Annotated in this window: 21 protein-coding genes and 1 tRNA gene; 4 read left to right on the top strand and 18 right to left on the bottom strand. The window is 50.5% G+C overall.

From position 1 onward, the window contains the following. Positions 1–41: 41 nt before the first annotated feature. The 6 genes from pheS to LPB67_RS04775 all read right to left on the bottom strand — a co-directional run bounded on the left by pheS (position 42) and on the right by LPB67_RS04775 (position 4,737). Positions 42–1,058 (bottom strand): phenylalanine--tRNA ligase subunit alpha, encoded by a 1,017-nt coding sequence (pheS, locus tag LPB67_RS04800; protein WP_262835909.1) that lies wholly within the window; start codon positions 1,056–1,058, stop codon positions 42–44. 130 nt (positions 1,059–1,188) lie between these two features. Beyond that, a complete protein-coding gene (rplT, locus tag LPB67_RS04795) occupies positions 1,189–1,548 on the bottom strand; it encodes a 50S ribosomal protein L20 (RefSeq protein ID WP_262835908.1) in 360 nt (119 codons plus the stop codon). A gap of 27 nt (positions 1,549–1,575) precedes the next feature. Further along, positions 1,576–1,773, bottom strand: a complete 198-nt coding sequence (rpmI, locus tag LPB67_RS04790) for a 50S ribosomal protein L35 (protein WP_262835907.1) — start codon at positions 1,771–1,773, stop codon at positions 1,576–1,578. A gap of 157 nt (positions 1,774–1,930) precedes the next feature. Continuing rightward, a complete protein-coding gene (gene infC, locus LPB67_RS04785; protein ID WP_262835906.1) occupies positions 1,931–2,467 on the bottom strand; it encodes a translation initiation factor IF-3 in 537 nt (178 codons plus the stop codon). A 42-nt stretch (positions 2,468–2,509) separates the two neighbouring features. Next, complete coding sequence (thrS, locus tag LPB67_RS04780; protein ID WP_262835905.1) at positions 2,510–4,420, bottom strand: threonine--tRNA ligase; 1,911 nt, start codon at positions 4,418–4,420, stop codon at positions 2,510–2,512. A gap of 240 nt (positions 4,421–4,660) precedes the next feature. Continuing rightward, positions 4,661–4,737 (bottom strand) — tRNA-Val (locus LPB67_RS04775). A 197-nt stretch (positions 4,738–4,934) separates the two neighbouring features. Here LPB67_RS04775 and LPB67_RS04770 point away from each other — a divergent pair. Next, positions 4,935–5,885 carry a cation diffusion facilitator family transporter gene (locus tag LPB67_RS04770; RefSeq protein WP_262835904.1) on the top strand — a complete coding sequence of 317 codons (951 nt, stop codon included), beginning with the start codon at positions 4,935–4,937 and terminating at the stop codon, positions 5,883–5,885. 209 nt (positions 5,886–6,094) lie between these two features. Here LPB67_RS04770 and LPB67_RS04765 read toward each other — a convergent pair whose 3' ends face one another. The 3 genes from LPB67_RS04765 to LPB67_RS04755 all read right to left on the bottom strand — a co-directional run bounded on the left by LPB67_RS04765 (position 6,095) and on the right by LPB67_RS04755 (position 9,612). Then, positions 6,095–8,332 carry a RelA/SpoT family protein gene (locus tag LPB67_RS04765; RefSeq protein ID WP_262835903.1) on the bottom strand — a complete coding sequence of 746 codons (2,238 nt, stop codon included), beginning with the start codon at positions 8,330–8,332 and terminating at the stop codon, positions 6,095–6,097. Positions 8,333–8,336: 4 nt separating this feature from the next. Continuing rightward, the gene (locus tag LPB67_RS04760) at positions 8,337–8,687 is read right to left on the bottom strand and encodes a RidA family protein (RefSeq protein WP_262835902.1); all 351 of its coding nucleotides are present in this window, start codon (positions 8,685–8,687) and stop codon (positions 8,337–8,339) included. 61 nt (positions 8,688–8,748) lie between these two features. Further along, positions 8,749–9,612, bottom strand: coding sequence for an alpha/beta fold hydrolase (locus tag LPB67_RS04755; RefSeq protein WP_262835901.1), 864 nt, complete (start codon positions 9,610–9,612; stop codon positions 8,749–8,751). Positions 9,613–10,021: 409 nt separating this feature from the next. On the opposite strand from LPB67_RS04755, the gene LPB67_RS04750 reads away from it, so the two are divergent. After that, complete coding sequence (locus tag LPB67_RS04750; protein WP_262835900.1) at positions 10,022–10,564, top strand: DUF3617 domain-containing protein; 543 nt, start codon at positions 10,022–10,024, stop codon at positions 10,562–10,564. Positions 10,565–10,883: 319 nt separating this feature from the next. Here the strand turns inward: LPB67_RS04750 and LPB67_RS04745 are convergent, their stop codons facing one another. Continuing rightward, positions 10,884–11,525, bottom strand: a complete 642-nt coding sequence (locus LPB67_RS04745; protein WP_262835899.1) for a CoA transferase subunit B — start codon at positions 11,523–11,525, stop codon at positions 10,884–10,886. Between the two features lie 10 nt (positions 11,526–11,535). Next, positions 11,536–12,237 (bottom strand): CoA transferase subunit A, encoded by a 702-nt coding sequence (locus LPB67_RS04740; RefSeq protein ID WP_262835898.1) that lies wholly within the window; start codon positions 12,235–12,237, stop codon positions 11,536–11,538. A gap of 201 nt (positions 12,238–12,438) precedes the next feature. Between LPB67_RS04740 and LPB67_RS04735 the strand changes: the two genes are divergently transcribed. Continuing rightward, the gene (locus LPB67_RS04735; RefSeq protein WP_262835897.1) at positions 12,439–12,999 is read left to right on the top strand and encodes a LuxR C-terminal-related transcriptional regulator; all 561 of its coding nucleotides are present in this window, start codon (positions 12,439–12,441) and stop codon (positions 12,997–12,999) included. Positions 13,000–13,055: 56 nt separating this feature from the next. Here the strand turns inward: LPB67_RS04735 and LPB67_RS04730 are convergent, their stop codons facing one another. Together LPB67_RS04730 and LPB67_RS04725 are read right to left on the bottom strand one after the other, a co-directional pair. Further along, positions 13,056–13,520 carry an acyl-CoA thioesterase gene (locus LPB67_RS04730; RefSeq protein WP_262835896.1) on the bottom strand — a complete coding sequence of 155 codons (465 nt, stop codon included), beginning with the start codon at positions 13,518–13,520 and terminating at the stop codon, positions 13,056–13,058. Further along, on the bottom strand, positions 13,517–14,293 hold the full coding sequence (locus tag LPB67_RS04725) for an SDR family oxidoreductase (protein WP_262835895.1): 777 nt from the start codon (positions 14,291–14,293) through the stop codon (positions 13,517–13,519). The genes LPB67_RS04730 and LPB67_RS04725 overlap by 4 nt, the downstream gene beginning before the upstream one ends. Positions 14,294–14,688: 395 nt before the next feature. Here LPB67_RS04725 and LPB67_RS04720 point away from each other — a divergent pair, with 395 nt between their 5' ends. Further along, positions 14,689–16,311, top strand: a complete 1,623-nt coding sequence (locus LPB67_RS04720; RefSeq protein ID WP_262836167.1) for an electron transfer flavoprotein-ubiquinone oxidoreductase — start codon at positions 14,689–14,691, stop codon at positions 16,309–16,311. A gap of 55 nt (positions 16,312–16,366) precedes the next feature. Here LPB67_RS04720 and LPB67_RS04715 read toward each other — a convergent pair whose 3' ends face one another. From LPB67_RS04715 to nuoL, 5 genes are all read right to left on the bottom strand, one after another. Next, positions 16,367–16,942 (bottom strand): NUDIX domain-containing protein, encoded by a 576-nt coding sequence (locus LPB67_RS04715; RefSeq protein WP_262835894.1) that lies wholly within the window; start codon positions 16,940–16,942, stop codon positions 16,367–16,369. Then, entirely contained in the window at positions 16,935–17,243 is a 309-nt protein-coding gene (locus LPB67_RS04710; RefSeq protein ID WP_262835893.1) for a DUF2818 family protein, read from the bottom strand. The genes LPB67_RS04715 and LPB67_RS04710 overlap by 8 nt, the downstream gene beginning before the upstream one ends. Positions 17,244–17,266: 23 nt before the next feature. Beyond that, a complete protein-coding gene (gene nuoN, locus LPB67_RS04705) occupies positions 17,267–18,742 on the bottom strand; it encodes an NADH-quinone oxidoreductase subunit NuoN (RefSeq protein ID WP_262835892.1) in 1,476 nt (491 codons plus the stop codon). Positions 18,743–18,864: 122 nt separating this feature from the next. Continuing rightward, complete coding sequence (locus LPB67_RS04700) at positions 18,865–20,358, bottom strand: NADH-quinone oxidoreductase subunit M (RefSeq protein WP_262835891.1); 1,494 nt, start codon at positions 20,356–20,358, stop codon at positions 18,865–18,867. A gap of 22 nt (positions 20,359–20,380) precedes the next feature. Then, the gene (nuoL, locus tag LPB67_RS04695) at positions 20,381–22,429 is read right to left on the bottom strand and encodes an NADH-quinone oxidoreductase subunit L (RefSeq protein ID WP_262835890.1); all 2,049 of its coding nucleotides are present in this window, start codon (positions 22,427–22,429) and stop codon (positions 20,381–20,383) included. Positions 22,430–22,510: the final 81 nt, after the last annotated feature.

Here is a 22,510-nt window from a genome sequence, read left to right as displayed (position 1 = left end):
TCCATCAGATGCAAGGCACAATGCGCTGCATGCAACAGCGATTAGTTAAACTGCTTTAAGAATCTCAGATCGCCTTCGTAAAACAGACGCAGATCATTGATCCCGTAGCGCAACATCGCCAGGCGCTCTAAACCCGAGCCGAAAGCGAAGCCTATGTATTTTTCAGGATCCAATCCCATGTTTCTGATCACCGTTGGATGCACCTGGCCGGAACCCGATACTTCCAGCCAGCGCCCTTTCAATGGACCGCTGCCAAAGGCGATATCGATCTCTGCGGAAGGCTCTGTGAACGGGAAATAAGAAGGACGGAAGCGTACTTGCAGATCATCAGTCTCAAAGAACGCTTTGACGAAATTCAGATAGACGCCTTTTAAGTCGGCAAAGCTGATGTTCTCATCGATCCATAAACCTTCGACCTGATGAAACATAGGAGAATGGGTCGCGTCGCTGTCGACGCGATAAGTACGTCCGGGCGCAATCACTTTAATCGGCGGCTGGTTCATGCGTGCGTAACGCACTTGCATCGGACTGGTATGCGTGCGCAGCAGCAATGGTTTGCCGGCGCTGTCATTCCCATCGATATAAAACGTGTCCTGCATGGAGCGCGCAGGATGATTTTCCGGGCTGTTCAGCGCCGTGAAATTAGTCCAGTCGTTTTCGATTTCAGGGCCATCTGCGACATCGAAACCGATCGAGCGGAAAATTTCTTCCACTCTTTGCCAGGTGCGCATCACAGGATGAATGCCGCCGATGCCACGACCACGGCCAGGCAGGCTGACATCAATGGCCTCAGCGTTCAGGCGAGACTGCATTTGCGCATTCGACAAAGCGTCGCGACGCTCTGTCAGCAAAGATTCTATTTGTTCTTTTACGGCATTAATAATCGCGCCTTGTGCTTTACGCTCATCCGGCGCCAACTTGCCCAGACTTTTCATTTGCTCTGTAATCTGGCCGGTTTTTCCAAGATAAAGTGCCTTGGCATTTTCCAGTGCAGCAGCGTCATGAGCGGCAGCGAAATCTGCGCGCGCTTGAATTACAAGATGATCTAAGGGGTTCATGCGATTATTCCCGAAGGGGAAGCTGAAATTTGACTACTGAAAATAAAACGGGGCACAGGATTCAACCTCTGCCCCGCTCATATTGCGGCATTGCCCAGCCGGAATCCAGCGAGCAAACCGCACCTAACAATTACGCTGCCAGGTTGGCCTTAACTTGATTAACAATCGCAGCGAATGCCGGTTTGTCAGTCACTGCCATATCGGCCAGGACTTTACGATCCAGTTCGATAGAGGCTTTTTTCAGACCATTCATGAACACGCTGTAGGTCAGGCCGTGTTGACGACTAGCTGCATTGATACGCGTGATCCACAAAGCGCGGAATACACGTTTCTTGTTACGACGATCACGGTATGCATATTGACCGGCACGCATAACTGCTTGCTTGGCAATACGGTATACCTTGCTACGGCGACCACGATAGCCTTTGGCTAAATCGAGAACTTTCTTATGACGGGCACGAGCTGTAACCCCACGTTTTACTCTAGGCATAGTAACTCCTTAAATAGTGAGTAGAGGTTAAGCTGTTGGCATCATGCGCATGACGGATGTGACGTCTGCTGCATTAACGTTCGTGATACCGCGCAATTGGCGTTTGTTCTTGGTTGTTTTCTTAGTCAAGATATGACGTTTGAAAGCGTGACCACATTTAACAGTTCCACCTGGGCGAACGCGAAAGCGCTTCTTGGCAGAGCTTTTTGTTTTCATTTTAGGCATAAAACACCTGTCTGTTTAGGACAGTTCCTTTTTAACATGATTGTAGGTGGCAACGATTACGATGCACTTGGATGCCTACTCTCACTTGTTGGAGCATGGAATCGAGTCCATACTCATCGCAAAAATCACCGTCTTACATCAGTGATCTTCACAAATCTTATTTCTTTTTCTTCGGTGCCAGAATCATGATCATCTGACGACCTTCCATCTTGGGAAACTGCTCAACCTGGCCGTAAGGTTCCAAGTCCAGCTTCAAGCGCTCCAGCATGCGCATGCCGATTTCCTGATGCGCCATTTCACGACCGCGGAAGCGCAAAGTGATTTTAGTCTTGTCGCCATCGTCCAGGAACTTGGTCAGATTACGCAACTTAATGTTGTAATCGCCATCATCGGTACCAGGACGGAATTTGACTTCCTTGACCAGAATGACCTTTTGCTTCAGTTTGGCTTCGTGCGCCTTCTTTTGCTCTTGGTACTTGAATTTGCCGTAGTCCATCAGACGGCAAACTGGTGGTTGCGCAGTTGGCGCAATCTCCACTAAATCAACATTGGCCTCTTCCGCTAAACGAAAGGCTTCAACTAGTTTAACGATGCCTAATGGCTCGTTTTCAACGCCGGATAAGCGCACTTCTGGCGCTGTAATTTCACCGTTGATGCGATGTGACTTGTCAGTAGCTATTGCAGTTTCCTTCAAAAATTAAATAAATTGGCTGTGCTTTGTCGCTGGTCTATCTGGTTAAGCCTTCGTAGCGATGTCGTTTTTCAGACGTTCTAAGAAAGCATCTTGGGTCATTACACCCAGGTCCAGATTGCCACGCGTACGCACAGCCACGGTGTTTGCATCCCGCTCCTTATCACCGATGACGATGATATAAGGTAGCTTCTGCATTGAATGCTCGCGTATTTTATAGGTTATTTTCTCATTACGCAAATCGGTGTGCACTCTAAACCCTTGTTTCTTCAGGTTTTCTGCAACGGATTTCGCATATTCAGCCTGTGATTCGGAGATATTCAAAACAGAAACCTGCACTGGCGCCAACCATACCGGCATCGCACCGGCATGATTTTCTATCAACATTCCGATAAAACGCTCCAGCGAACCGACAATCGCACGGTGCAGCATCACCGGCACTTTGCGACTATTGTCGTCGGCGACATATTCCGCATCAAGGCGACCCGGCATGAAGAAGTCGACCTGCATAGTCCCGACCTGCCAAGGACGACCGAGGCTATCCTTGAGATGGTACTCGACCTTCGGACCGTAGAACGCACCTTCGCCGGGCAATTCTTCCCATTCGCTGACGCCGCAGGCACGCAAGCCCGCACGCAGAGTTTCCTCAGCCCTGTCCCAGACTTCATCGCTGCCGATACGGTTTTCCGGACGCAAAGCCAGCTTGATCGCAATATTGGTAAAGCCGAAATCCGCATACACTTTCATCGCCTGCGGATGGAAACCCATCACCTCGGACTGAATTTGCTCTTCAGTACAGAAAATATGGCCATCGTCCTGGGTAAAGCCGCGTACCCGCATAATGCCGTGCAAAGCACCGGAAGGCTCATTGCGGTGGCATTGACCAAATTCGCCGAAACGCAGCGGCAGATCGCGGTAACTCTTCATGCCAGAATTGAAAATCTGCACATGACCCGGACAATTCATAGGCTTTAACGCATATGAACGGTTTTCCGATTCGGTGATAAACATATTGTCTTTATAGTTATCCCAGTGCCCGGTCTTACCCCAAAGGCTGCTGTCGAGAATCTGCGGCCCCTTGACTTCCTGATAACCGCAATCCTGGTACACCTTGCGCATGTATTGCTCGACCTGCTGCCATATGGTCCAGCCCTTCGCATGCCAAAATACCAGGCCCGGCGCCTCGTCCTGGAAATGGAACAAATCCAATGCCTTGCCCAGTTTGCGATGATCGCGCTTTTCCGCTTCTTCCAGCATGTGCAGATAGGCTTCCTGATCTTCCTTTTTCGCGAATGCGGTGCCGTACACGCGTTGCAGCATCTCGTTTTTCGAATCACCGCGCCAGTAAGCGCCGGCCAGCTTCATCAGCTTGAATATTTTCAATTTGCCAGTCGAAGGCACATGCGGGCCGCGGCACAGATCGGTGAAATTGCCTTCGGTGTAAAGCGACACATCCTGATCCGCTGGAATCGATGCAATGATTTCCGCTTTATAGGCTTCGCCGATCGACTTAAAGTAAGCCACCGCCTCATCGCGCGGCAATACCTTGCGAATGACTGGCTCATCTTTCTTTGCCAATTCCTGCATTTTCTTTTCTATCGCAACCAGATCATCGGGCGTGAATGGACGCTTATAAGAAAAGTCATAGTAAAAGCCGTTGTCGATCACCGGACCGATCGTCACCTGGGCATCCGGGAACAGTTCTTTCACCGCATAGGCCAGCAAATGCGCAGTCGAATGGCGAATGACTTCCAGGCCATCCGGGTCTTTATCTGTCACGATAGACAGATCGACGTCAGTGGAAATCAAAAACGAGGTATCCACCAATTTGCCGTCCACCTTGCCTGCCAATGCCGCTTTCGCCAGACCGGCACCGATACTGGCAGCCACCTGCGCTACAGTGACAGGGGCGTCGAATTGACGCTGAGAACCATCGGGAAGTCGAACTGAAACCATTTTAAGTCTCCATGCCGGCAATGTTTGCCGAATACCTACAATGTTCAAAAAGAAATATCAGAAAATGCGGACGAAAAAAAACGCGGGCTAGCCGCGTTTTTTTCAAAAATTACAAACGAAAAAGACCCTCGACTAACGTCGCTCACAAATTGCTGTGCTCGTAGTTCGCGGTGTCATAACCATGATGCCTTTCTCGCTCTTATCTATGTAGCAACGCTGCACGTTGCATGATAAAAATTCTGGTGGGCGGTGCAGAATTCGAATCTGCGACCCCTTGGATGTCGACCAAGTATTCTAACCAGCTGAACTAACCGCCCGAAGAGCCGAGACTATAGCAAACCAAGGCGAAAACGTAAACACCTTTTCTGTATTTTTATTTATTTTCCAAGATTCTTGCGATGCAACACTCGCCGGAATTTCCCAACGTCCCTGAATCTACTGGGGGCTTTCACCACCTTGTCGCTTATCACGATTACACTGGCGATAGTTATCGCATTCAAACTCCCCTTACCTCATGCACTCAAAAACATCCCCGCAAAAAAGCGATCATCTACACGCCCATCGTCGTGGCGATGCACAGCATCAGCATTTTTTTGAAAATCGCAGCCAAAAAATCCTCGCATGGGCACTCGGTCTGACCTTGAGCTTCGCCTTCGTTGAAGTCGGCTTCGGCTTCTGGTCAAATTCATTGGCACTGATCTCCGATGCCGGTCATATGGTGACGGACGCAGCGGCATTGGGACTGGCATTGCTTGCGCAAATGATCGCCAAACGCCCGCCGACCGCAAAGAATTCGTTCGGCTTTGGCCGCGCAGAAGCCTTGGCGGCATTCGTCAACGGCCTGGTCATGCTGGCGGTCGTCGGATGGATCGTATTTGAAGCGGCACAAAGGCTGTCACACCCAGAACCTGTGCAAGGCGGCGCGGTCATGTTGGTGGCGAGCATTGGCCTTGCCATCAATATCGTCGTTGCCTGGATACTGTCCCACGACAAAGAAAGTGTAAATACCAAAGCCGCTTTAGTCCACGTGATGGGCGATTTGCTCGGCTCAGTTGCCGCAATTGTTTCCGGCGCGGTCATCTACTATGTCGGCTGGATGCAAATCGACCCAATTTTGTCGATTTTCGTTTCTTTACTGATTCTGAAATCCACCTTCGGCGTATTGGGAGAGTCTTATCACTTTTTGATGGAAGGTGTGCCACAGCATATCGATTATCTGCAAATCGGCGACGATCTGGAAGCTGTGTCGGGCGTGCTTTCTGTCCACGATCTGCATGTCTGGGAAATGTCGCCCGGCTATCCTGCCTTGATCGGTCATCTGGAAATTGACGATCTGAGCGCATGGCCGCGCATACTCGAAAGCGTCAAGACGATGCTGCTAGACAAGCATAAGATTGACCACATCACCTTACAAGCCGAAGTTCCGGGCATGGCCGAAGACGACGCTGCCGGCGATTATAGCTAGGTCTGCAAGGCCTTTCATCGCACGGTCGGTTTCAGATGGTTAAATGGCTTACAGCGATTTAGTCCAGGAAAACCCGCCAATATTGATGCGCCTTCCGGCAACCTTTCTTGCCGGAAGGCGCATCAATATTGCGTAATCCATTTAGCTGGTTGCAGGGTGGATAAATGATTGACCGACATCAGCACGCGAAATTGGCCTGCGATGGCGTATCAATTCCTGCGCACCTCAATCACACCATGAACTTCCCGGATGACGTTCAAGGCTTTTTGCAATTGCGCTGTGCCGCCTATCTCCGCGGTAAATGACATACGGGCCTGCGATTTTGCACTTTGCGTGTTGACGCCGATCACATTGATTTTTTCACGGGAAAAAACCTCGGAAATATCCCGCAACAAGCCCTGCCGGTCTTGTGCCAGCACAAAAATATCGACAGGATAGACCGTTTCTTTGCCATGCTCGCCCCAAGTCGTCTGGATCACGCGCTCGGGCGCCTTGTTGCGCATTTCCGCAAAATTCTTGCAGTTAAGCCGGTGTATGGAAACACCTTTGCCGCGCGTTACAAAGCCGACGATTTCATCGGGCGGCGCCGGCTTGCAGCAGCGCGCCAGCTGGGTCAGCAGCCCTTCGGTGCCGACCACCAGCACACCGGACTTGGCGCCCTGCGTGACACTCGATGCCCGGCTCTTGTTGGTGATGCTGACTTGGTCCGGATCAACGACTTCGACATTCTCACGCAGCACATTCTCGATCTGACGCAGGCTGAATTCGTCTTTGCCGACAGACAGGAATAATTCATCGACGCTGGCAAAACCCAGCTTGCGCGCCAGGTCCTCAAGATTGACTGCAGTCTTCCCTTCGCGCTGCAAGGTTTTCTCGACCAAGGCACGGCCATTCGACAGGGTCTCTTGTTGATCAATGACATTGAACCAGGCGCGAATCTTACTGCGCGTCCTGGTGCTTGCCGAGTACTCGGGATTGAGCCAGTCACGCGACGGTCCGGCCTGTGGCGAGCCGACTTTGAGCGTAATAATCTCAATCGTCTGACCGTTTTTGAGTGGCGTATTCAAAGGCACCATGACGTTATCAACCCGCGCGCCGCGGCAACGATGGCCGACATCGGTGTGCAGATGATATGCAAAATCAACCGGGGTTGAATTGCTCGGCAATTCGATCACGCGCGCCTGCGGCGTCAGGACGTAAATCCTGTCGTCCAGGCTGGCGGCTTTAATCTTCTCTACCCATTCGCGCTGCAACTCTTCTTGCCCGACTACGACATCGGCGACCTCCGTTTTCCAGGCCAGCAATTGCCTTAACCAGGCAATTTTTTCATCGTATTCCTGAGCAGAAAAATTCGATCCGCCAGACTCTTTATAACGCCAGTGCGCGGCCACGCCGTATTCGGCAAACTGGTGCATCTCGCGTGTACGTATCTGCACTTCGAGTGGCCTGCCGTCTTCCACGATGACTACGGTGTGCAAAGACTTGTAGCCGTTCGGTTTGGGGCGGGAAATATAGTCGTCAAATTCTTTGGGAATCGGCGTCCAGGCATTATGCACAATACCCAAAACCGTGTAGCAATCGCGAATATCATCGACCACTACGCGAAAAGCGCGCACATCGTAAAGCTCGTCAAAATTGACATCCTTGCCGCGCATTTTTTTCCAGATGCTGTAGATATGCTTCGGTCTGCCAGATACTTCGGCCTTGACGCCGGCGGCTTTCAATTCTGCATTGAGACGGGCGATGGCAGAGACGACGAAGCTCTCACGCTCCAGTCGTTTTTCTTCCAGCATCTTGGCGATGCGTTTATATTGTTCAGGCTCCAGGAAACGGAACGATAAATCTTCTAATTCCCACTTTAATTGCCAGACACCCAAGCGATTCGCCAGCGGCGCATACAAGTCCATGGTTTCGCTGGCATATTGCTGAGCCGCGCCGTCATCGCGTTTGCAGTCGGCGAAATAGCGCAGGGTGGTGACACGCGAAGCCAGCCGCACCAGAACCACACGCATATCGGTTGCCATTGCCAATACCATCTTGCGCAAGGTTTCCATCTGCGTGGCGGCCTTTTCAGCGGCGTCCTTGCCGCGGCCGATCTCATGCTGCGTCAGGGCCGCTTCGCGCAAACGCATCAGGCGCCGGATGCCCGTGACCAGATCCGCGATTTCTTTGCCAAACCGGGATTCAATCTGCTCTGCAGCAACCGGGCTCAGTTCTGGCAATTCAAATAGCAAACCGGCGATCCGGGTATCAACATCGGTACGCAACATCGCCAGGATCGCAACCACACCCTGCACGAATTGCAAGGCGTTTTGCTCGGTGATGACCTGGCGATGCGCATACAGCGGCGTCACGAATTCGAGCGCAGCCATGACGCGACTGGACTCGCTTTCGGACAAACCTTCGAGTAATTGAGATTGCGAACTTGTCGCTGATATCGAGACCATCTGCTTAACTCTGTGCGGCGGTGACAACCACTTCAATCAGCCATGCGGGATCAGCCAATGCAGCCTGCACTGTCGCCCGCGGCGGCGCATTACCTGCTGCAACCCAGGCGTCCCATGCCTGATTCATGCCGCCAATCAGCTTGATATCCGACAAAAAAATCTGGCACATTAAAATCCGCGACTTATCGCTACCGGCTTCTGCCAATAAACGATCCACATGTCCTAACACTTCCGTGGTCTGACCGACGATATCTTGCGTGGCATCTTCAGGAATTTGTCCTGCGAGATAAATCACTTTGTTAAAAATAGCCGTCTCGGACAAGCGCTGCCCGACATGAAAACGTTGTAAGCTCATTGCATTCCTGATGACAGAAAAATTGGTTTATAACAATACGGCGACCGGTTGAGATAGCTGCTTATGAAAGTAAAAATTCTCTGGCGATAGCGATTTGCTCTGGTTGCACGAAGGTCGGGGCATGTCCTACTCCCGGCAACTCCACTACCTTGGCATGCGGCCCGCGCTGCTGCATTTCCAGCGCCGTTTCTGCACTCAACAAATCCGATTCTGCGCCCCTGATGACCAGCGTCTGGCATTTAATCGCATCATAAGTTGCCCACAGCGCAGTCTGTCCCGCCAGCGCCATTTCCGGTGTGGTCGCCTTGATCGGTATCGACAAATTCAAGTCATAATGACGTATCCACTGCCCCTCATGATTCTGGCGCAACACGTCGGTTGCCAGCTTATGCCACTGCGCCTCAGTGTGCGGACCAAATGAGGCCGACACCATGCGGATATAGGCGGCACCTTCCTCAAAACTGGCGAAGCGCATGTCTTGCGCAATGTAGTCGGCAATGCGCGCAATCGCCGCGGGGTTGAGTACAGGTCCGACATCATTCAGAATTAATTTTCTGATCGGGTTATCTGCCAGCGCCGCCATACCCATGCCGATCAGCCCGCCCATCGACGTGCCGAACCAATCGACCGTCTCAACATCAAGACGCGCCAGCAAAGTCACCATATCGCTGACATATTGCGGTATTTGATAGAACTGCGGATTACGCAACCAGTCTGATTGGCCGCGTCCGACAATATCCGGGCAAATAACCCGGTAGCTGTCCGCCATGACAGCAGCCAGCGCATCAAAATCATCGGCAACCCGGGTAACGCCATGCACGCACAACAACACACGGGGATTGCGAGGATCGCCCCATTCTTTATACGACACTCGATGCAGTCCAGCGGGAGACAGGCATTGTACTGACTTGCGTTGGACGGACATGAAGAACACCTTTCAGATTGGAGAGCCGCAGCCTCAGAAGAAACAGCGAAGTTCTAATGGCATTATCTACCATCGATTCGAATCACCATTTTAATGGGGCTTGCGCTTAAAACGGTGACTACAACTAAACGCCAGGATTGACGCAAAATAAACCTGCCTTGCTATGCAAGCGACACACTGCATCCTTATTTTCTAAATCCTGTAACCGTCATTTTAAACATATACAAGGTGCCGCAATACAAAACATTCAATCGTAGAATATCGGCGACGGCCAAATTGCAGAATACACGCGCCTGAGATGACTGTAAGGATTTGAACCAGCAAGATCGAAATAACTTTGAATTTCGTTCTTGACGAACTATATTAATAATTCATCATCAGTTTGCCGTCAATATCCCATGAGGCTCCCATGCGCGCTTACCTGCAATTTCTTGCACTATCATCCTTGTTCAGTTTATTTGTTGCAGCCCCCGTGTTAGCAGCAGGGAAAATGAAGCCCGGCTTGTGGGAAATGACCATGCAATCGGATGCAATGAAAAGCTTACCCCCGATCCCGCCCGAGCAATTGGAGAAAATGAAGCAGATGGGCATCAAAATACCGATGATGCAAAACGGCGGCATGACCCATCAGGTTTGCATCACCAAGGAAATGGCAGAACGCGACCACCCAAGCATGGGGCCAAAAGAAGAGGCCGCTTGCCAGCCTAAAAACATGCAACATAATGGCGGCAGCTGGTCCATGGATCTGGTCTGCGACAGTCCGGACATGAAAGGCACGGGCACCGTCAAAGGCATGTACAACAGCGACGGCGCCATGCAATCGACCTATGACTTTAAAGGCGTGTCGCACGGCAAACCTGTCAGCCAACACATGGAAACCAAGGGAAAATGGCTGTCTGCAGATTGTGGCGATATCAAACCAGTCGGTGATATGGCGAAGAAAAAGCAGTAAAAAAACCTTATTTTATAAAAATCGGGGGAGTATTTTATTTAAGCACCAGAATCCGCATATAACGCAATGGGAAATTTGAAATTTATCAATATACAATACCCAGTATATTTAATTACCTCGATAACATTTCACACTATGGAACTTACCTAAATAAAGAAAAACGCTCGCCGCAACAATGCAGAGTGCGCAAAGAAAATTTCTCCTGCTGCGCTTACCCTGCGTCCCTGGGGGTGATTTCTTGTTCTTTGCATCAGTCCAAATAAAAACGCCAGCACATGTCGTTGGCGTTTTTATTCAACTCAGAATGACTTCAAATCAATCAGACAAAAGCGCTGACATCCAATGCCGCTTCGGTTTTAGCCGTGATTTCCGTGGTTGTGACGCCAGGAGCCAGTTCGACTAATTTCAGTCCGGTTGGCGTAACATCGATCACACCCAGATCAGTGATGATGCGGTTCACGACGCCTACGCCGGTTAATGGCAGATTGCAGGACTTCAGTATCTTGTGCGCATCGCCTTTAGCGACATGCTCCATCAATACCACCACATGACCGACACCGGCGACCAGATCCATCGCGCCGCCCATCCCTTTCACCATCTTGCCGGGGATCATCCAGTTCGCCAGATCGCCTTTTTCGCTGACTTGCATTGCCCCCAAAATAGCCAGATTGATTTTACCTCCGCGTATCATCGCAAATGAATCCGCCGAACTGAAGATCGACGATCCGGGCAGCGTCGTCACGGTCTGCTTACCTGCATTGATCATGTCCGGATCGACTTCTGCTTCAGTCGGAAACGGGCCGATACCCAGCAAGCCGTTTTCAGATTGCAGCCAGACTTCCATTCCTTGCGGTACATGGTTGGCCACCATAGTCGGCAAGCCAATGCCGAGATTCACGTAGAACCCGTCCTGCAATTCTTTTGCTGCGCGCGCAGCCATCTCATCACGATTCCAAGCCATGTTGTTCTCCTTATTCTGCTGGGCGAACAGTGCGCTGTTCTATGCGTTTTTCAGGCGTTGCATTGACAACGATACGATGGACAAAGATACCCGGGGTGTGGACATCATCAGGATCGATTTCTCCCGTTTCAACCAGCACTTCGACTTCCACCACGGTAATCTTACCCGCCATGGCGACGTTAGGATTGAAGTTGCGGGCGGTTTTGCGATATACCAGATTGCCGGACTTGTCTGCCTTGTAGGCTTTGACCAATGACACGTCAGAAACTAGCGAACGCTCCATCACATATTGATGTCCATCGAATTCGCGGATTTCCTTGCCGTCGGCAACGATCGTACCGACGCCGGTCTTGGTGAAAAATGCCGGAATGCCAGCGCCGCCAGCGCGTAATTTTTCAGCCAGAGTGCCTTGCGGAGTGAATTCCAATTGCAATTCGCCAGCCAGGTATTGACGTTCAAACTCTTTATTTTCGCCGACATAGGAGGCGATCATCTTTTTGATCTGGCGGGTCGTCAACAACTGACCCAGGCCAAAGCCATCTACACCGGCATTATTCGAAATTGCCGTCAGATTCTGAACCCCGGAATCGCGCAAGGCGGCGATCAGCGCCTCGGGAATACCGCACAGTCCAAAACCACCTACTGCAATGGTTTGGCCGTCTTTGACGATATCTGCCAGGGCCGAGGCAGCGTCAGGATAAACCTTATTCATTTTGTCCCTTTTTTGATGATGAAAACGTCTCGTCGCACGGATTCCGGTTCTGCGGAAATTTTTTATGCTTTTTTCATGCGCATCTCTTATGATACGCACAGCATAAGATGCTACCCTATGCTGCGCAATACCGTAAAAATACCTGATTTTTATTTAATTTTTTGAGCTTACAACACCACAGACGAGATCAGATAACTCACTATGAATGTAGCGCAGGCCATCAATTTTGAAACTATTTTTCAGCAAGCACCGGTCGGTATGTGCGTCTCCCAAAATCGCATTATCCGCGCTTGTAACGATGATCTGGCCAACATGTTTGGCTATCAAAAAGAAGCCTTGCTCGGTCAATCGTTTCTGGTGCTCTACCCGACTCCCGATGAATTCGAACGAACCGGCACCCGCATCACGCCGATCATGAATACCAAGGGCTACTATTCGGATGAACGTATCATGATGCGTGCCAACCGGGAGCTGTTCTGGTGTCATGTCTCCGGCCGCGGCCTGCATAAGGAAGATGCGCACGCTGCAGGCATCTGGACCTTCGAAGATCTCAGCTCCAAGCGTTCGGTAACTGCCGAATTGACGCCACGCGAAAGAGAGATCGCCGCCTTGCTGGTCGAGGGTAAAACCAGCAAACTGATTGCACGTCAAATTGGCCTAAGCCCGAGAACGGTAGAAATGCACAGAGCCAAACTGATGCGCAAATTTACGGCAGCGACCTCCAGCGAACTGGTACACAAGCTATTGCGCATCGTCAATTGAAGCGTCGGCGCTCACCTGTGGCTGATTGGGTTAGCTTAGTTGCCTTTCAAACTAACTTACACCGTCCTCAAACGACGCTGCGGTTTGGCGGCCGATTTCAGCTCAGTCAATTTCTGTTTAATTGCATCCGGTAACGCCGTGGATTTCTGCGTCTGTGCATCAACCCACACGACTTTTGCCCCGCCTTCAGCGTATAAAGCATAGCCGTCGCCGACACTGCGCATTTCCTGGATCGTCTCAAAGCTACTGCGGCCCGCATCACCGATATAGGTGCAGACTTCGACCTGGTCGGGGTATTTCAGCGGACGCTTGAAGGTGCAGTGCGCATTCACGATCACCGGACCGTTGCCCTTTTCATCGGGTAAGCAGCCCAGCATCGTCAGCCACTCTATCCGCGCCTGTTCCATATAGCGAAAGTACACTGTGTTGTTGACATGTCCCATGGCATCCATGTCGCCCCAGCGGATCGGGATGGTGACGGTATAAACCAGCTTTTTGTCAGGCACTTTCTGGTCGATCATTGCGCGCTCATTCCATCGTCTGCCGTAACTATCGCTCCATTCAGGAAGCGTGATTCTTCTGCGGCCAGCAACAGCAGCAAACCGTCGAGATCTTCCGGCATACCGACACGCTTTCGCGGCAGCAGGTCGATCAGTTTTTGCCCTTGCTCGCTGCTAAAATGATCTTGATTGATTTCTGTAGAAATATAGCCGGGGCAAATCGCATTTACATTGATGCCGAACTTGCCCCACTCGACCGCCATCGATTTCGTCATATGCACGACTGCCGCTTTACTGACACAGTAAATGCCAATTTGCGGCAGCACACGCAAACCGGCAACCGAGGCGATATTGATGATGCGGTGTTGTTTTTTTGGATCGCCTTTATAACGCGCGATCATCCGTTTCGCCGCTTCCTGCGCAACGAAAAAAGCACCGCGCTGATTGGTATCCATCACATAGGCGTAATCTTCCGGCGTCACGTCGATCAGGCGTTGTGTGGTCGATACGCCTGAATTATTAATCAGGATATCGATCGGCCCCGCCTCGGTTTCAGCATGCGCAATAGCGGATTTGATGCTCGCATAATCTGTCACGTCCAGCGCCACGACGTGCGCGGCACCGCCGTCAGCTTCAATCTCGGCACGCAATTCTTTTAAACGATCGATGCGACGCGATGCCAACACGACCTGGGCGCCTGCCTGTGCGAGAATTTTGGCAAATCGAGCGCCAAGACCGCTGGAAGCGCCTGTGATTAATGCGATTTTTCCCTCGAAATTAACTTCAATACCCATTTGATTCTCCAGATGTAAATGCGGCCGACATGCCGGCCAAAAACTGTAATCAGAATCCTGCTGAAAGCTTGAGTAAGCCTACCACTCTAAATGTGCCGCTATGATGACATAGTCACTATGCTTGTGTTTTATAAATTCCCGATTTCACGAGTATTTTTCTCATGCTGACGAGAGAAAACGCATGAAAATGCTGCATCTTGTGAAGTGCTCTGCGATAATTCACCCAGAATAAAAGCAGGTATCACATAATTTTTAGAACAGATGCTCAGCTTGCAGAATAAAGTCACAGCATATACCATGCTGACAACAAATAAGCACGTTCGTTCGTAAATCTTCTGAAAGCGATAATTACCATGACACAAAGCCTAGTAGAGCAATACGGTCCGCGCGATGCGATGGAATATGACGTCGTGATCGTCGGTGGCGGTCCTGCCGGCCTGTCCGCTGCGATCAAGCTGAAACAACTCGCTGCAGAAAAAGGCAATGAAGTGTCGGTCTGCGTACTCGAAAAAGGCGGCGAACCCGGTGCCCATATTTTGTCGGGCGCAGTAATGGATCCCAAAGCCTTGAGCGAACTGTTCCCGAACTGGAAAGAAATGGGCGCGCCGCTGAATACCGAAGTCACCGAAGATAGAGTGCTGGTCCTGACCGAGAAAAAGGCGTTTAAAACACCGAACTGGATGCTGCCGGCCTGTTTCGAGAATCACGGCAATTACATCGTCTCGTTGGCAAATGTGACACGCTGGCTCGGGCAGCAGGCGGAAGCCTTGGGGGTTGAGGTGTTCCCCGGCTTCGCCGCAGCGGAAGTGCTGTACAACGATGATGGCTCGGTCAAAGGAGTCGCAACAGGCAATATGGGCGTGGATCGCCATGGTGCAGCGTCTCCGGCCTTCCAGTTAGGCATGGAATTGCATGCCAAGTACACCTTGTTTGCCGAGGGCGCGCGCGGTCATCTGGGTAAACAGGTGATGGAAAAATACGACTTGAATAAGGGTAAAGATCCGCAGTCTTACGGTATCGGCATCAAAGAATTATGGGAAATCGATCCTAAGCAGCACCAACCGGGTCTGGTGGTGCACACGACGGGTTGGCCGTTGATGGATCAGTACAGCGGCTCTTTCCTGTATCACCTGGAAAACAATCAGGTAGCGGTCGGCTATGTGGTCGGCCTGGCCTATGAAAATCCGTATCTGTCGCCGTATGAAGAATTTCAGCGTTTTAAAACACATCCGGCAATCCGCGGCTTCTTTGAAGGTGGCAAGCGCATTTCCTACGGCGCGCGTGCGATTACCGCTGGCGGCCTGCAATCTCTGCCTAAGCTGACTTTCCCGGGCGGTGCTTTGATCGGTTGTGATGCTGGCTTCCTGAACATGAGCCGTATCAAGGGTAGCCACGCAGCGATCAAGACCGGCATGCTGGCAGCGATAGCCGCCTTTGATGCACTCGGAGCACAGCGTCAGCATGATGAGCTGACCTCGTATGCGACGGCATTTGAACAGTCCTGGCTGCATGAAGAGCTGTACACGGCACGCAATGTGAAGCCTTTGCTGAAAAAAGGGACTTACGGGTCGCCCTTGGTGTGGCTGGATCAGGTACTGTTGCGAGGCAAGGCGCCATGGACTTTGCATCATTCGAAAGCCGATCATGAATGCCTGCGCCCAGCCTCGGAATTTGAGCCGATTGTGTACCCTAAACCGGATGGCAAGCTGACGTTCGACCGTTTGTCTTCGGTGTTTATTTCGAATACGAATCATGCGGAAGATCAGCCGATTCATTTGACCTTGAAAAATGCGGACGTTCCGGTCGGCATCAATCTGGCTAAGTATGCCGGACCGGAATCGCGCTATTGCCCGGCAGGGGTGTATGAATTCGTCAAGACAGCGGAAGGTGCCGATCGTTTGCAAATCAATGCGCAAAACTGTGTGCATTGCAAAACCTGCGACATCAAAGATCCTACCCAAAACATCGTCTGGGTTACACCTGAGGGTGGTGGCGGTCCTAACTACCCGAGCATGTAATTGCCATAAAAAATGCCGCGTTGATCGCGGCATTTTTTATCTCTTTAAAACGGGTTCACCAATTTTCCGCAATGACTTTTTCCAACCAAAAACTGCCGATCACGGTTTTCACATCCGTGATTTTGCCGGTTTTCACCCACTCCAACAACTCGGGAATCGTTGCAGTGAAAATTTCCAGAAATTCCTCTTCATCCAATTGCGCTTCTCCGGCAATCAATCCTTTTGCCAGGAAAATATCCAGATGTTCATCAGAATACGCAATCGCATTATGAATCGTGCACAGGTAACGCCAATCCGTCGCAGTGTAGCCGGTCTCTTCAAACAACTCGCGCTTGGCGCAGACCAAAGCATCCTCATCCGGATCAATTTTACCGGCAGGGAATTCAATGAAGACTTGATTCAGCGGATAGCGGAACTGGCGTTCCATCAGAACAGTGTCATCGTCAAACAAAGGCAAAATGACGACCGCACCGGGATGTTTAATGTATTCGCGGGTGACTTGCTTCGAATCCGGCAAGCGGACAATATCTTTTTCGATTTTAAGAAAACTACCTGAATATACCTGTTCGCCGCTGACTTTTATTTCAGCAAGATGAGGATTGGCCTGCGGGTCTAAAATCAGCTTACCCATGCTGTTTTCTCAGATAGCGATACACGAAACCGGGGAAAGCCAGCACGATAAATAAACACGAAGTGATCGCGTAAAATTCCCAGGTCTGGGGAAAGCGATTGCCTGCATTGGATTCCAGCAGATTGGCGACAAGACCCAGTAAAAAGTATAAGACGGCAAGCTCAAGCAAGCGCATCCAGAAAGGTTTTACAAGCCAGCCAAACAGCGGAACAACGGTGAGCAGGCGCTCGTTGAAAAACGGCAAGTTGGCTGCCGCTATCGCGAGGATAATCACCAGCCAGGCAGAGGCGGAAACTTCCACTTACTCAATTTCCGAAAAAGACATCAGGACGCTAAGGTCTTGATGATCGCATTGGTGCAGGCAGACATCAATGAACCGGGCATCAAACCCATTACCAACACAGCGATACCATTAATGCTGAGCACAATACGCATATCGGTGCTGGCAACAATCGCATGCTGATCTGCGGGCTGATCAAAGTACATCAACTTCACTACACGGATGTAGTAGAACGCGCCAATCAATGAAAACAGAACCGCGGCAACAGCAAGCCATACCTGCCCCGTCGCCAGCACCGCTTTCAACACGGAGAGTTTGGCATAAAAGCCCATCATGGGCGGAATACCTGCCAATGAGAACATCAACAACAACATCACCAGCGCAAACCATGGACTGCGTTTATTTAAGCCTTTTAAATCGTCGAGATTTTCAGCTTCAAAACCGGATCGTGCCAGCAACATGATCACGCCGAAAGTACCCAAGGTCGTCAGTACGTAAGTAATACTGTAGAACATAGAGGCGCTGTACGCCTCCGCAGCGAAGCCCGTATTGTTGCCAGCGACACCGGACAACAAGCCCAGCAACATGAATCCCATCTGTGAGATAGTCGAGTAAGCGAGCATGCGCTTCAGGTTAGTCTGGGCGATCGCAGTAATATTGCCGATCGCCATCGACATGACCGCCAATACGACCAGCATTTGCTGCCAGTCTATGGCTTGCGGGAACAGGCCTTCGATCAACAAACGGAAACAGATTGCAAACGCAGCCAGTTTCGGTGCGCCACCTAGCAACAGTGTAACGGCCGTAGGAGAGCCTTGATAGACGTCGGGTACCCACATGTGAAAAGGTACTACACCTAATTTAAAGGCTAGACCAGCGACCAGGAATACGATGCCGAATACCAGAATCTGTTTATTCGCCAAAGGAGATGCCGCCGCTTTCGCTACCTCGGCCAGCTCCAATGAACCCGTTGCGCCATACAGCATGGAAATACCGTACAACAGGAAACCGGATGCCAAGGCACCCAGGATGAAATACTTCATCGCTGCTTCAGTTGACACCGTGTGGTCTCTGCGCAAAGCAACCAGGGCGTAAAGGGACAAAGACATCAATTCCAGACCAAGGTAAATCACCAGGAAGTTATTCCCTGAAATCATCACCATCTGACCAAGTAAAGAGAACAAGGCAAGTACGTAAAATTCACCGCCTAATTTGTCGTTCGTCATACCACGATCAGATGCGTATTGACGACCGTAGATCAGTGTCAAACCGACAGCGATGTAGGAAAACAACTTAAGTAAATTAGACATCGGGTCGGACACAAACATCTTATTACTCAGATAAACCGAAACATCTCCATCTAAATTGTTGACCGTCAGCACGCCACATACTGCCAGAGCCAAAATACTCAAGGCGTATGTCACGTTACGTTGATCGTCTGCCAAGAACATGTCGATCAACAAAATCACGCAGATCGCCAGGAGCAAAAAAATTTCAGGATAAAGTGGTATCAGGTTCATATAGTTTCGTTTGTACTAAGTACTAGCATCGATCTGTGTTTGCGCGACCTCTCTGCCTGGCCGCCCGCAATTCAGTCTTTTATTTTTTTCAAGCTTATTGTCAAACTCATCGTCAAACTTAATCAGGGCGCAATCTTTGTTGCCGCAACATGCTTCAATAAATCAGCAACCGACACTTGCATTGCATCGGTGAACGGCGCTGGATACAGTCCCATCCCGATCACTGCAATTGCTAAAATTCCCAGCATGAAAAATTCACGCTTATTGATGTCGGTCAATTGTGCAACATGTTCATGCACAATCGCGCCAAACACCACGCGTTTAACCATCCAAAGAGAGTAAGCCGCACCGAAGATCAACGCAGTTGCAGCCAGCATACCAATCCAGAAATTAAATCGAACGGCGCCGAGAATCACCATAAACTCACCGACGAAGCCAGAGGTCGCCGGCAAGCCGCAGTTGGCCATCGAGAACAGGACGAATAAAGCGGCAAACTTAGGCATGGTGTTGACAACGCCGCCGTAATCAACGATCTGACGGGAATGCACGCGGTCATACAAGACACCGATACACAAGAACATCGCGCCAGAAATAAAACCGTGAGAAATCATCTGGACGATGGCACCCTGCACCGACATGTCGTTAAACATGAAGAAACCCAGCGTCACGAAACCCATGTGGGCAATCGAGGAATACGCTACCAGTTTCTTCATATCGGCCTGCACCAATGCTACCAGGCCGATATAGATCACAGCGATCAAAGACAGACTAATAATGAAACTGGACAAGTAATGACTCGCGTCTGGAGTGATAGGCAAAGAGAATCGCAAGAAACCGTAAGCACCCAATTTCAGCATGATCGCAGCCAACACCACCGAACCGCCTGTTGGCGCTTCTACGTGGGCGTCAGGCAACCATGTATGGACTGGCCACATTGGCACTTTGACCGCAAACGCCATCAGGAACGCCAGGAAAATCATAATCTGCGTCGATAACGGCAGCGGCAACTGATGCCAGGCAAAAATATCGAAACTATTACCCGCTTTGAAATACAGGTAAATAATCGCCACCAGGGTCAATAAAGAACCCATTAAGGTATAGAGGAAAAATTTGAATGCGGCATAAACGCGATTCGGGCCGCCCCAGACACCCACGATGATGAACATCGGTATCAAAGTCGCTTCAAAGAATACATAGAACAACAAACCATCGGTTGCACAGAACACGCCTATCATCAAGCCTGACAAAATCAGGAAGGCACCCATATATTGCGCGACTTGTTTTTCAATGACTTCCCAGGCCGCAATCACCACAATCACCGTAATGAACGCCGTCAATGGTATTAACCACAATGAGATACCATCGACACCCAAAGCATAAAACACATTGAAACGCTCTATCCACGTACTCTTTTCAACGAACTGCATGCCATGCGCTGCATTATCGAAACGCTGAATTAAGGGAATGGTCACCAGCAGGCTGGCAATCGAGCCAATTAATGAAACGCCGCGTGTCAAGCCAGGATTGCTATCGCGCCCAAATGCCAGCACAAAGAGTCCGAAGGCGATAGGACACCAGATTGCGAGACTGAGTAAGTAAGAAGTTGACTGCATCATGAGTTCTTTTTTTATGAATTGCTTATTTAGCTAACGGGAACATGAAAGGAAACATGAAGTAAGACAAGAAGCCTAACACCCCAAGAATCATCACAAACGCATAGTGATACAGATAACCGGTCTGTAACAAGCGAACTCCCCTAGACAACCATCCAACCAGTTTGGCACTGCCATTCACGATCAGGCCGTCAATCAATCCTTTATCGCCAATATTCCACAAGCCGCCGCCCAATAAACGCGCGCCGCCGGCAAAGACGATTTCATTGAATCTGTCCATGTAATATTTATTGTCGAGCAAAGTGTAAATAGCTCCGACATTCTTCTTGATCGCTGTCGGCCACTCCGGCTTGAGCATGTAGAACACATAAGAAGTCACCACGCCGCCCAGCGCCAACCAGAACGGAGGCGACGTGAAAGCATGCAGCGCCATCGCGAGCGGGCCGTGGAATTCGTGCGTCAGCTCTTCCATCGCGTGATGCGCTTCGTCGACAAAAATCACGCCCTTGAAGAAATCGCCAAACAGCATAGGCTCGATCGCGAAGAAACCGATGATCACCGAAGGAATCGCTAGCAGTACCAGCGGCAGCGTCACCACCCACGGAGACTCGTGCGGTTTTTGTCCAGGCGCCAGGCCGTGATGACCGTGATCGTCTTCTTCCTCGTCATGGTGGTCGTGATGCGCATGCGCATGGCCGAAATTCTCTTTACCGTGGAATACCAGGAAGTACATACGGAACGAGTAGAAGGCGGTCACAAACACACCGACCAGCACGGCAAATTGTGCAAAGCCTGCGCCTGCCAAGTGAGATGCCTGTACCGCTTCGATAATGCTGTCTTTTGAATAGAAACCTGAGAAGAACGGCGTACCGATCAAGGCCAGAGAGCCCAATAAAGAAGTGATCCAGGTAATCGGCATGTATTTACGCAAGCCGCCCATATTGCGGATGTCCTGGTCGTGATGCATGCCGATGATCACCGAGCCGGCCGCCAGGAACAGCAGCGCTTTAAAGAACGCATGGGTCATCAGATGGAATACCGCGACCGAGTAGGCCGATGCACCCAGCGCGACGGTCATGTAGCCGAGCTGCGACAAGGTCGAGTAAGCGACAACCCGTTTGATATCGTTCTGTATGATGCCAAGGAAACCCATGAACAGCGCAGTGATAGCGCCGATCACCAGAATGAACGACAGCGCGGTATCCGACAATTCGAACAATGGCGACATGCGCGACACCATGAAAATACCTGCAGTCACCATGGTTGCCGCATGAATCAAGGCAGAAATCGGCGTAGGGCCTTCCATCGAATCGGGCAACCACACATGCAAAGGAAATTGGGCCGATTTACCCATCGCGCCGATAAACAGGCAAATACAAGCAACCGTAATCAGCATCCAGTCGGTACCTGGCAATAAAATTTTGGTCAATTCTTCTCTCTTGGCAAATACTTCCGCATAGTCCATCGAGCCTGCATAAGCCAGCAATAAGCCGATACCTAAGATGAAGCCAAAATCACCGACGCGATTAACCAAAAAGGCTTTCATGTTCGCGTAAATCGCAGTTGGTTTGGTATACCAAAAACCGATCAGCAAATAAGACACCAGGCCCACCGCTTCCCAGCCGAAGAATAATTGCAGGAAGTTGTTGCTCATGACCAGCATCAGCATCGAGAACGTAAATAAAGAAATGTATGAGAAGAAGCGGTTATAACCTTCATCTTCTTGCATATAACCGATTGTGTAGATATGTACCATCAAGGATACAAAAGTCACTACACACATCATCATCGCGGTCAAACTATCGACCAAGAAACCAACTTCCAATTTCAGGCCAGCGACTTGCATCCACTGATACAAAGTAGCGTTATAAGTCGCCCCCTCCATCACCGCAGACAACGTCATGCACGAGATAATGAAGGCAACCAGCACGCCTAAAATTGTTGCCGTATGAGAGACCTTGCGGCCAACCAGATTGCCAAAAAATTTCGTACCTAGCAGCCCCGCAATGACGGAGCCTGCCAGAGGTGCCAGTGGTACAGCCAGTAGTAAATGTGGGTTAAGTTGCCCCGCCATGATGACCCTTTGTTAGCTTATTACTTTTTTTAAATCGCCAGAGAACTGCACTTCAATTGCTACAGACAAGATAGCAACCGC

The organism is Undibacterium sp. Jales W-56, from assembly GCF_025548535.1.
Lineage (GTDB): Bacteria > Pseudomonadota > Gammaproteobacteria > Burkholderiales > Burkholderiaceae_D > Undibacterium.
Note: the sequence above shows the minus strand (reverse complement) of the source record. Positions and strands in the feature narration are given on the sequence as shown.

Excerpts from the sequence above, each read along its gene's own strand:
- pheS (WP_262835909.1), bottom strand. The coding sequence starts at position 1,058 with ATGAACCCCTTAGATCATCTTGTAATTCAAGCGCGCGCAGATTTCGCT.
- rplT (WP_262835908.1), bottom strand. The coding sequence starts at position 1,548 with ATGCCTAGAGTAAAACGTGGGGTTACAGCTCGTGCCCGTCATAAGAAA.
- rpmI (WP_262835907.1), bottom strand. The coding sequence starts at position 1,773 with ATGCCTAAAATGAAAACAAAAAGCTCTGCCAAGAAGCGCTTTCGCGTT.
- thrS (WP_262835905.1), bottom strand. The coding sequence starts at position 4,420 with ATGGTTTCAGTTCGACTTCCCGATGGTTCTCAGCGTCAATTCGACGCC.
- LPB67_RS04770 (WP_262835904.1), top strand. The coding sequence starts at position 4,935 with ATGCACTCAAAAACATCCCCGCAAAAAAGCGATCATCTACACGCCCAT.
- LPB67_RS04765 (WP_262835903.1), bottom strand. The coding sequence starts at position 8,332 with ATGGTCTCGATATCAGCGACAAGTTCGCAATCTCAATTACTCGAAGGT.
- LPB67_RS04760 (WP_262835902.1), bottom strand. The coding sequence starts at position 8,687 with ATGAGCTTACAACGTTTTCATGTCGGGCAGCGCTTGTCCGAGACGGCT.
- LPB67_RS04755 (WP_262835901.1), bottom strand. The coding sequence starts at position 9,612 with ATGTCCGTCCAACGCAAGTCAGTACAATGCCTGTCTCCCGCTGGACTG.
- LPB67_RS04750 (WP_262835900.1), top strand. The coding sequence starts at position 10,022 with ATGCGCGCTTACCTGCAATTTCTTGCACTATCATCCTTGTTCAGTTTA.
- LPB67_RS04745 (WP_262835899.1), bottom strand. The coding sequence starts at position 11,525 with ATGGCTTGGAATCGTGATGAGATGGCTGCGCGCGCAGCAAAAGAATTG.
- LPB67_RS04740 (WP_262835898.1), bottom strand. The coding sequence starts at position 12,237 with ATGAATAAGGTTTATCCTGACGCTGCCTCGGCCCTGGCAGATATCGTC.
- LPB67_RS04735 (WP_262835897.1), top strand. The coding sequence starts at position 12,439 with ATGAATGTAGCGCAGGCCATCAATTTTGAAACTATTTTTCAGCAAGCA.
- LPB67_RS04730 (WP_262835896.1), bottom strand. The coding sequence starts at position 13,520 with ATGATCGACCAGAAAGTGCCTGACAAAAAGCTGGTTTATACCGTCACC.
- LPB67_RS04725 (WP_262835895.1), bottom strand. The coding sequence starts at position 14,293 with ATGGGTATTGAAGTTAATTTCGAGGGAAAAATCGCATTAATCACAGGC.
- LPB67_RS04720 (WP_262836167.1), top strand. The coding sequence starts at position 14,689 with ATGGAATATGACGTCGTGATCGTCGGTGGCGGTCCTGCCGGCCTGTCC.
- LPB67_RS04715 (WP_262835894.1), bottom strand. The coding sequence starts at position 16,942 with ATGGGTAAGCTGATTTTAGACCCGCAGGCCAATCCTCATCTTGCTGAA.
- nuoN (WP_262835892.1), bottom strand. The coding sequence starts at position 18,742 with ATGAACCTGATACCACTTTATCCTGAAATTTTTTTGCTCCTGGCGATC.
- LPB67_RS04700 (WP_262835891.1), bottom strand. The coding sequence starts at position 20,358 with ATGATGCAGTCAACTTCTTACTTACTCAGTCTCGCAATCTGGTGTCCT.
- nuoL (WP_262835890.1), bottom strand. The coding sequence starts at position 22,429 with ATGGCGGGGCAACTTAACCCACATTTACTACTGGCTGTACCACTGGCA.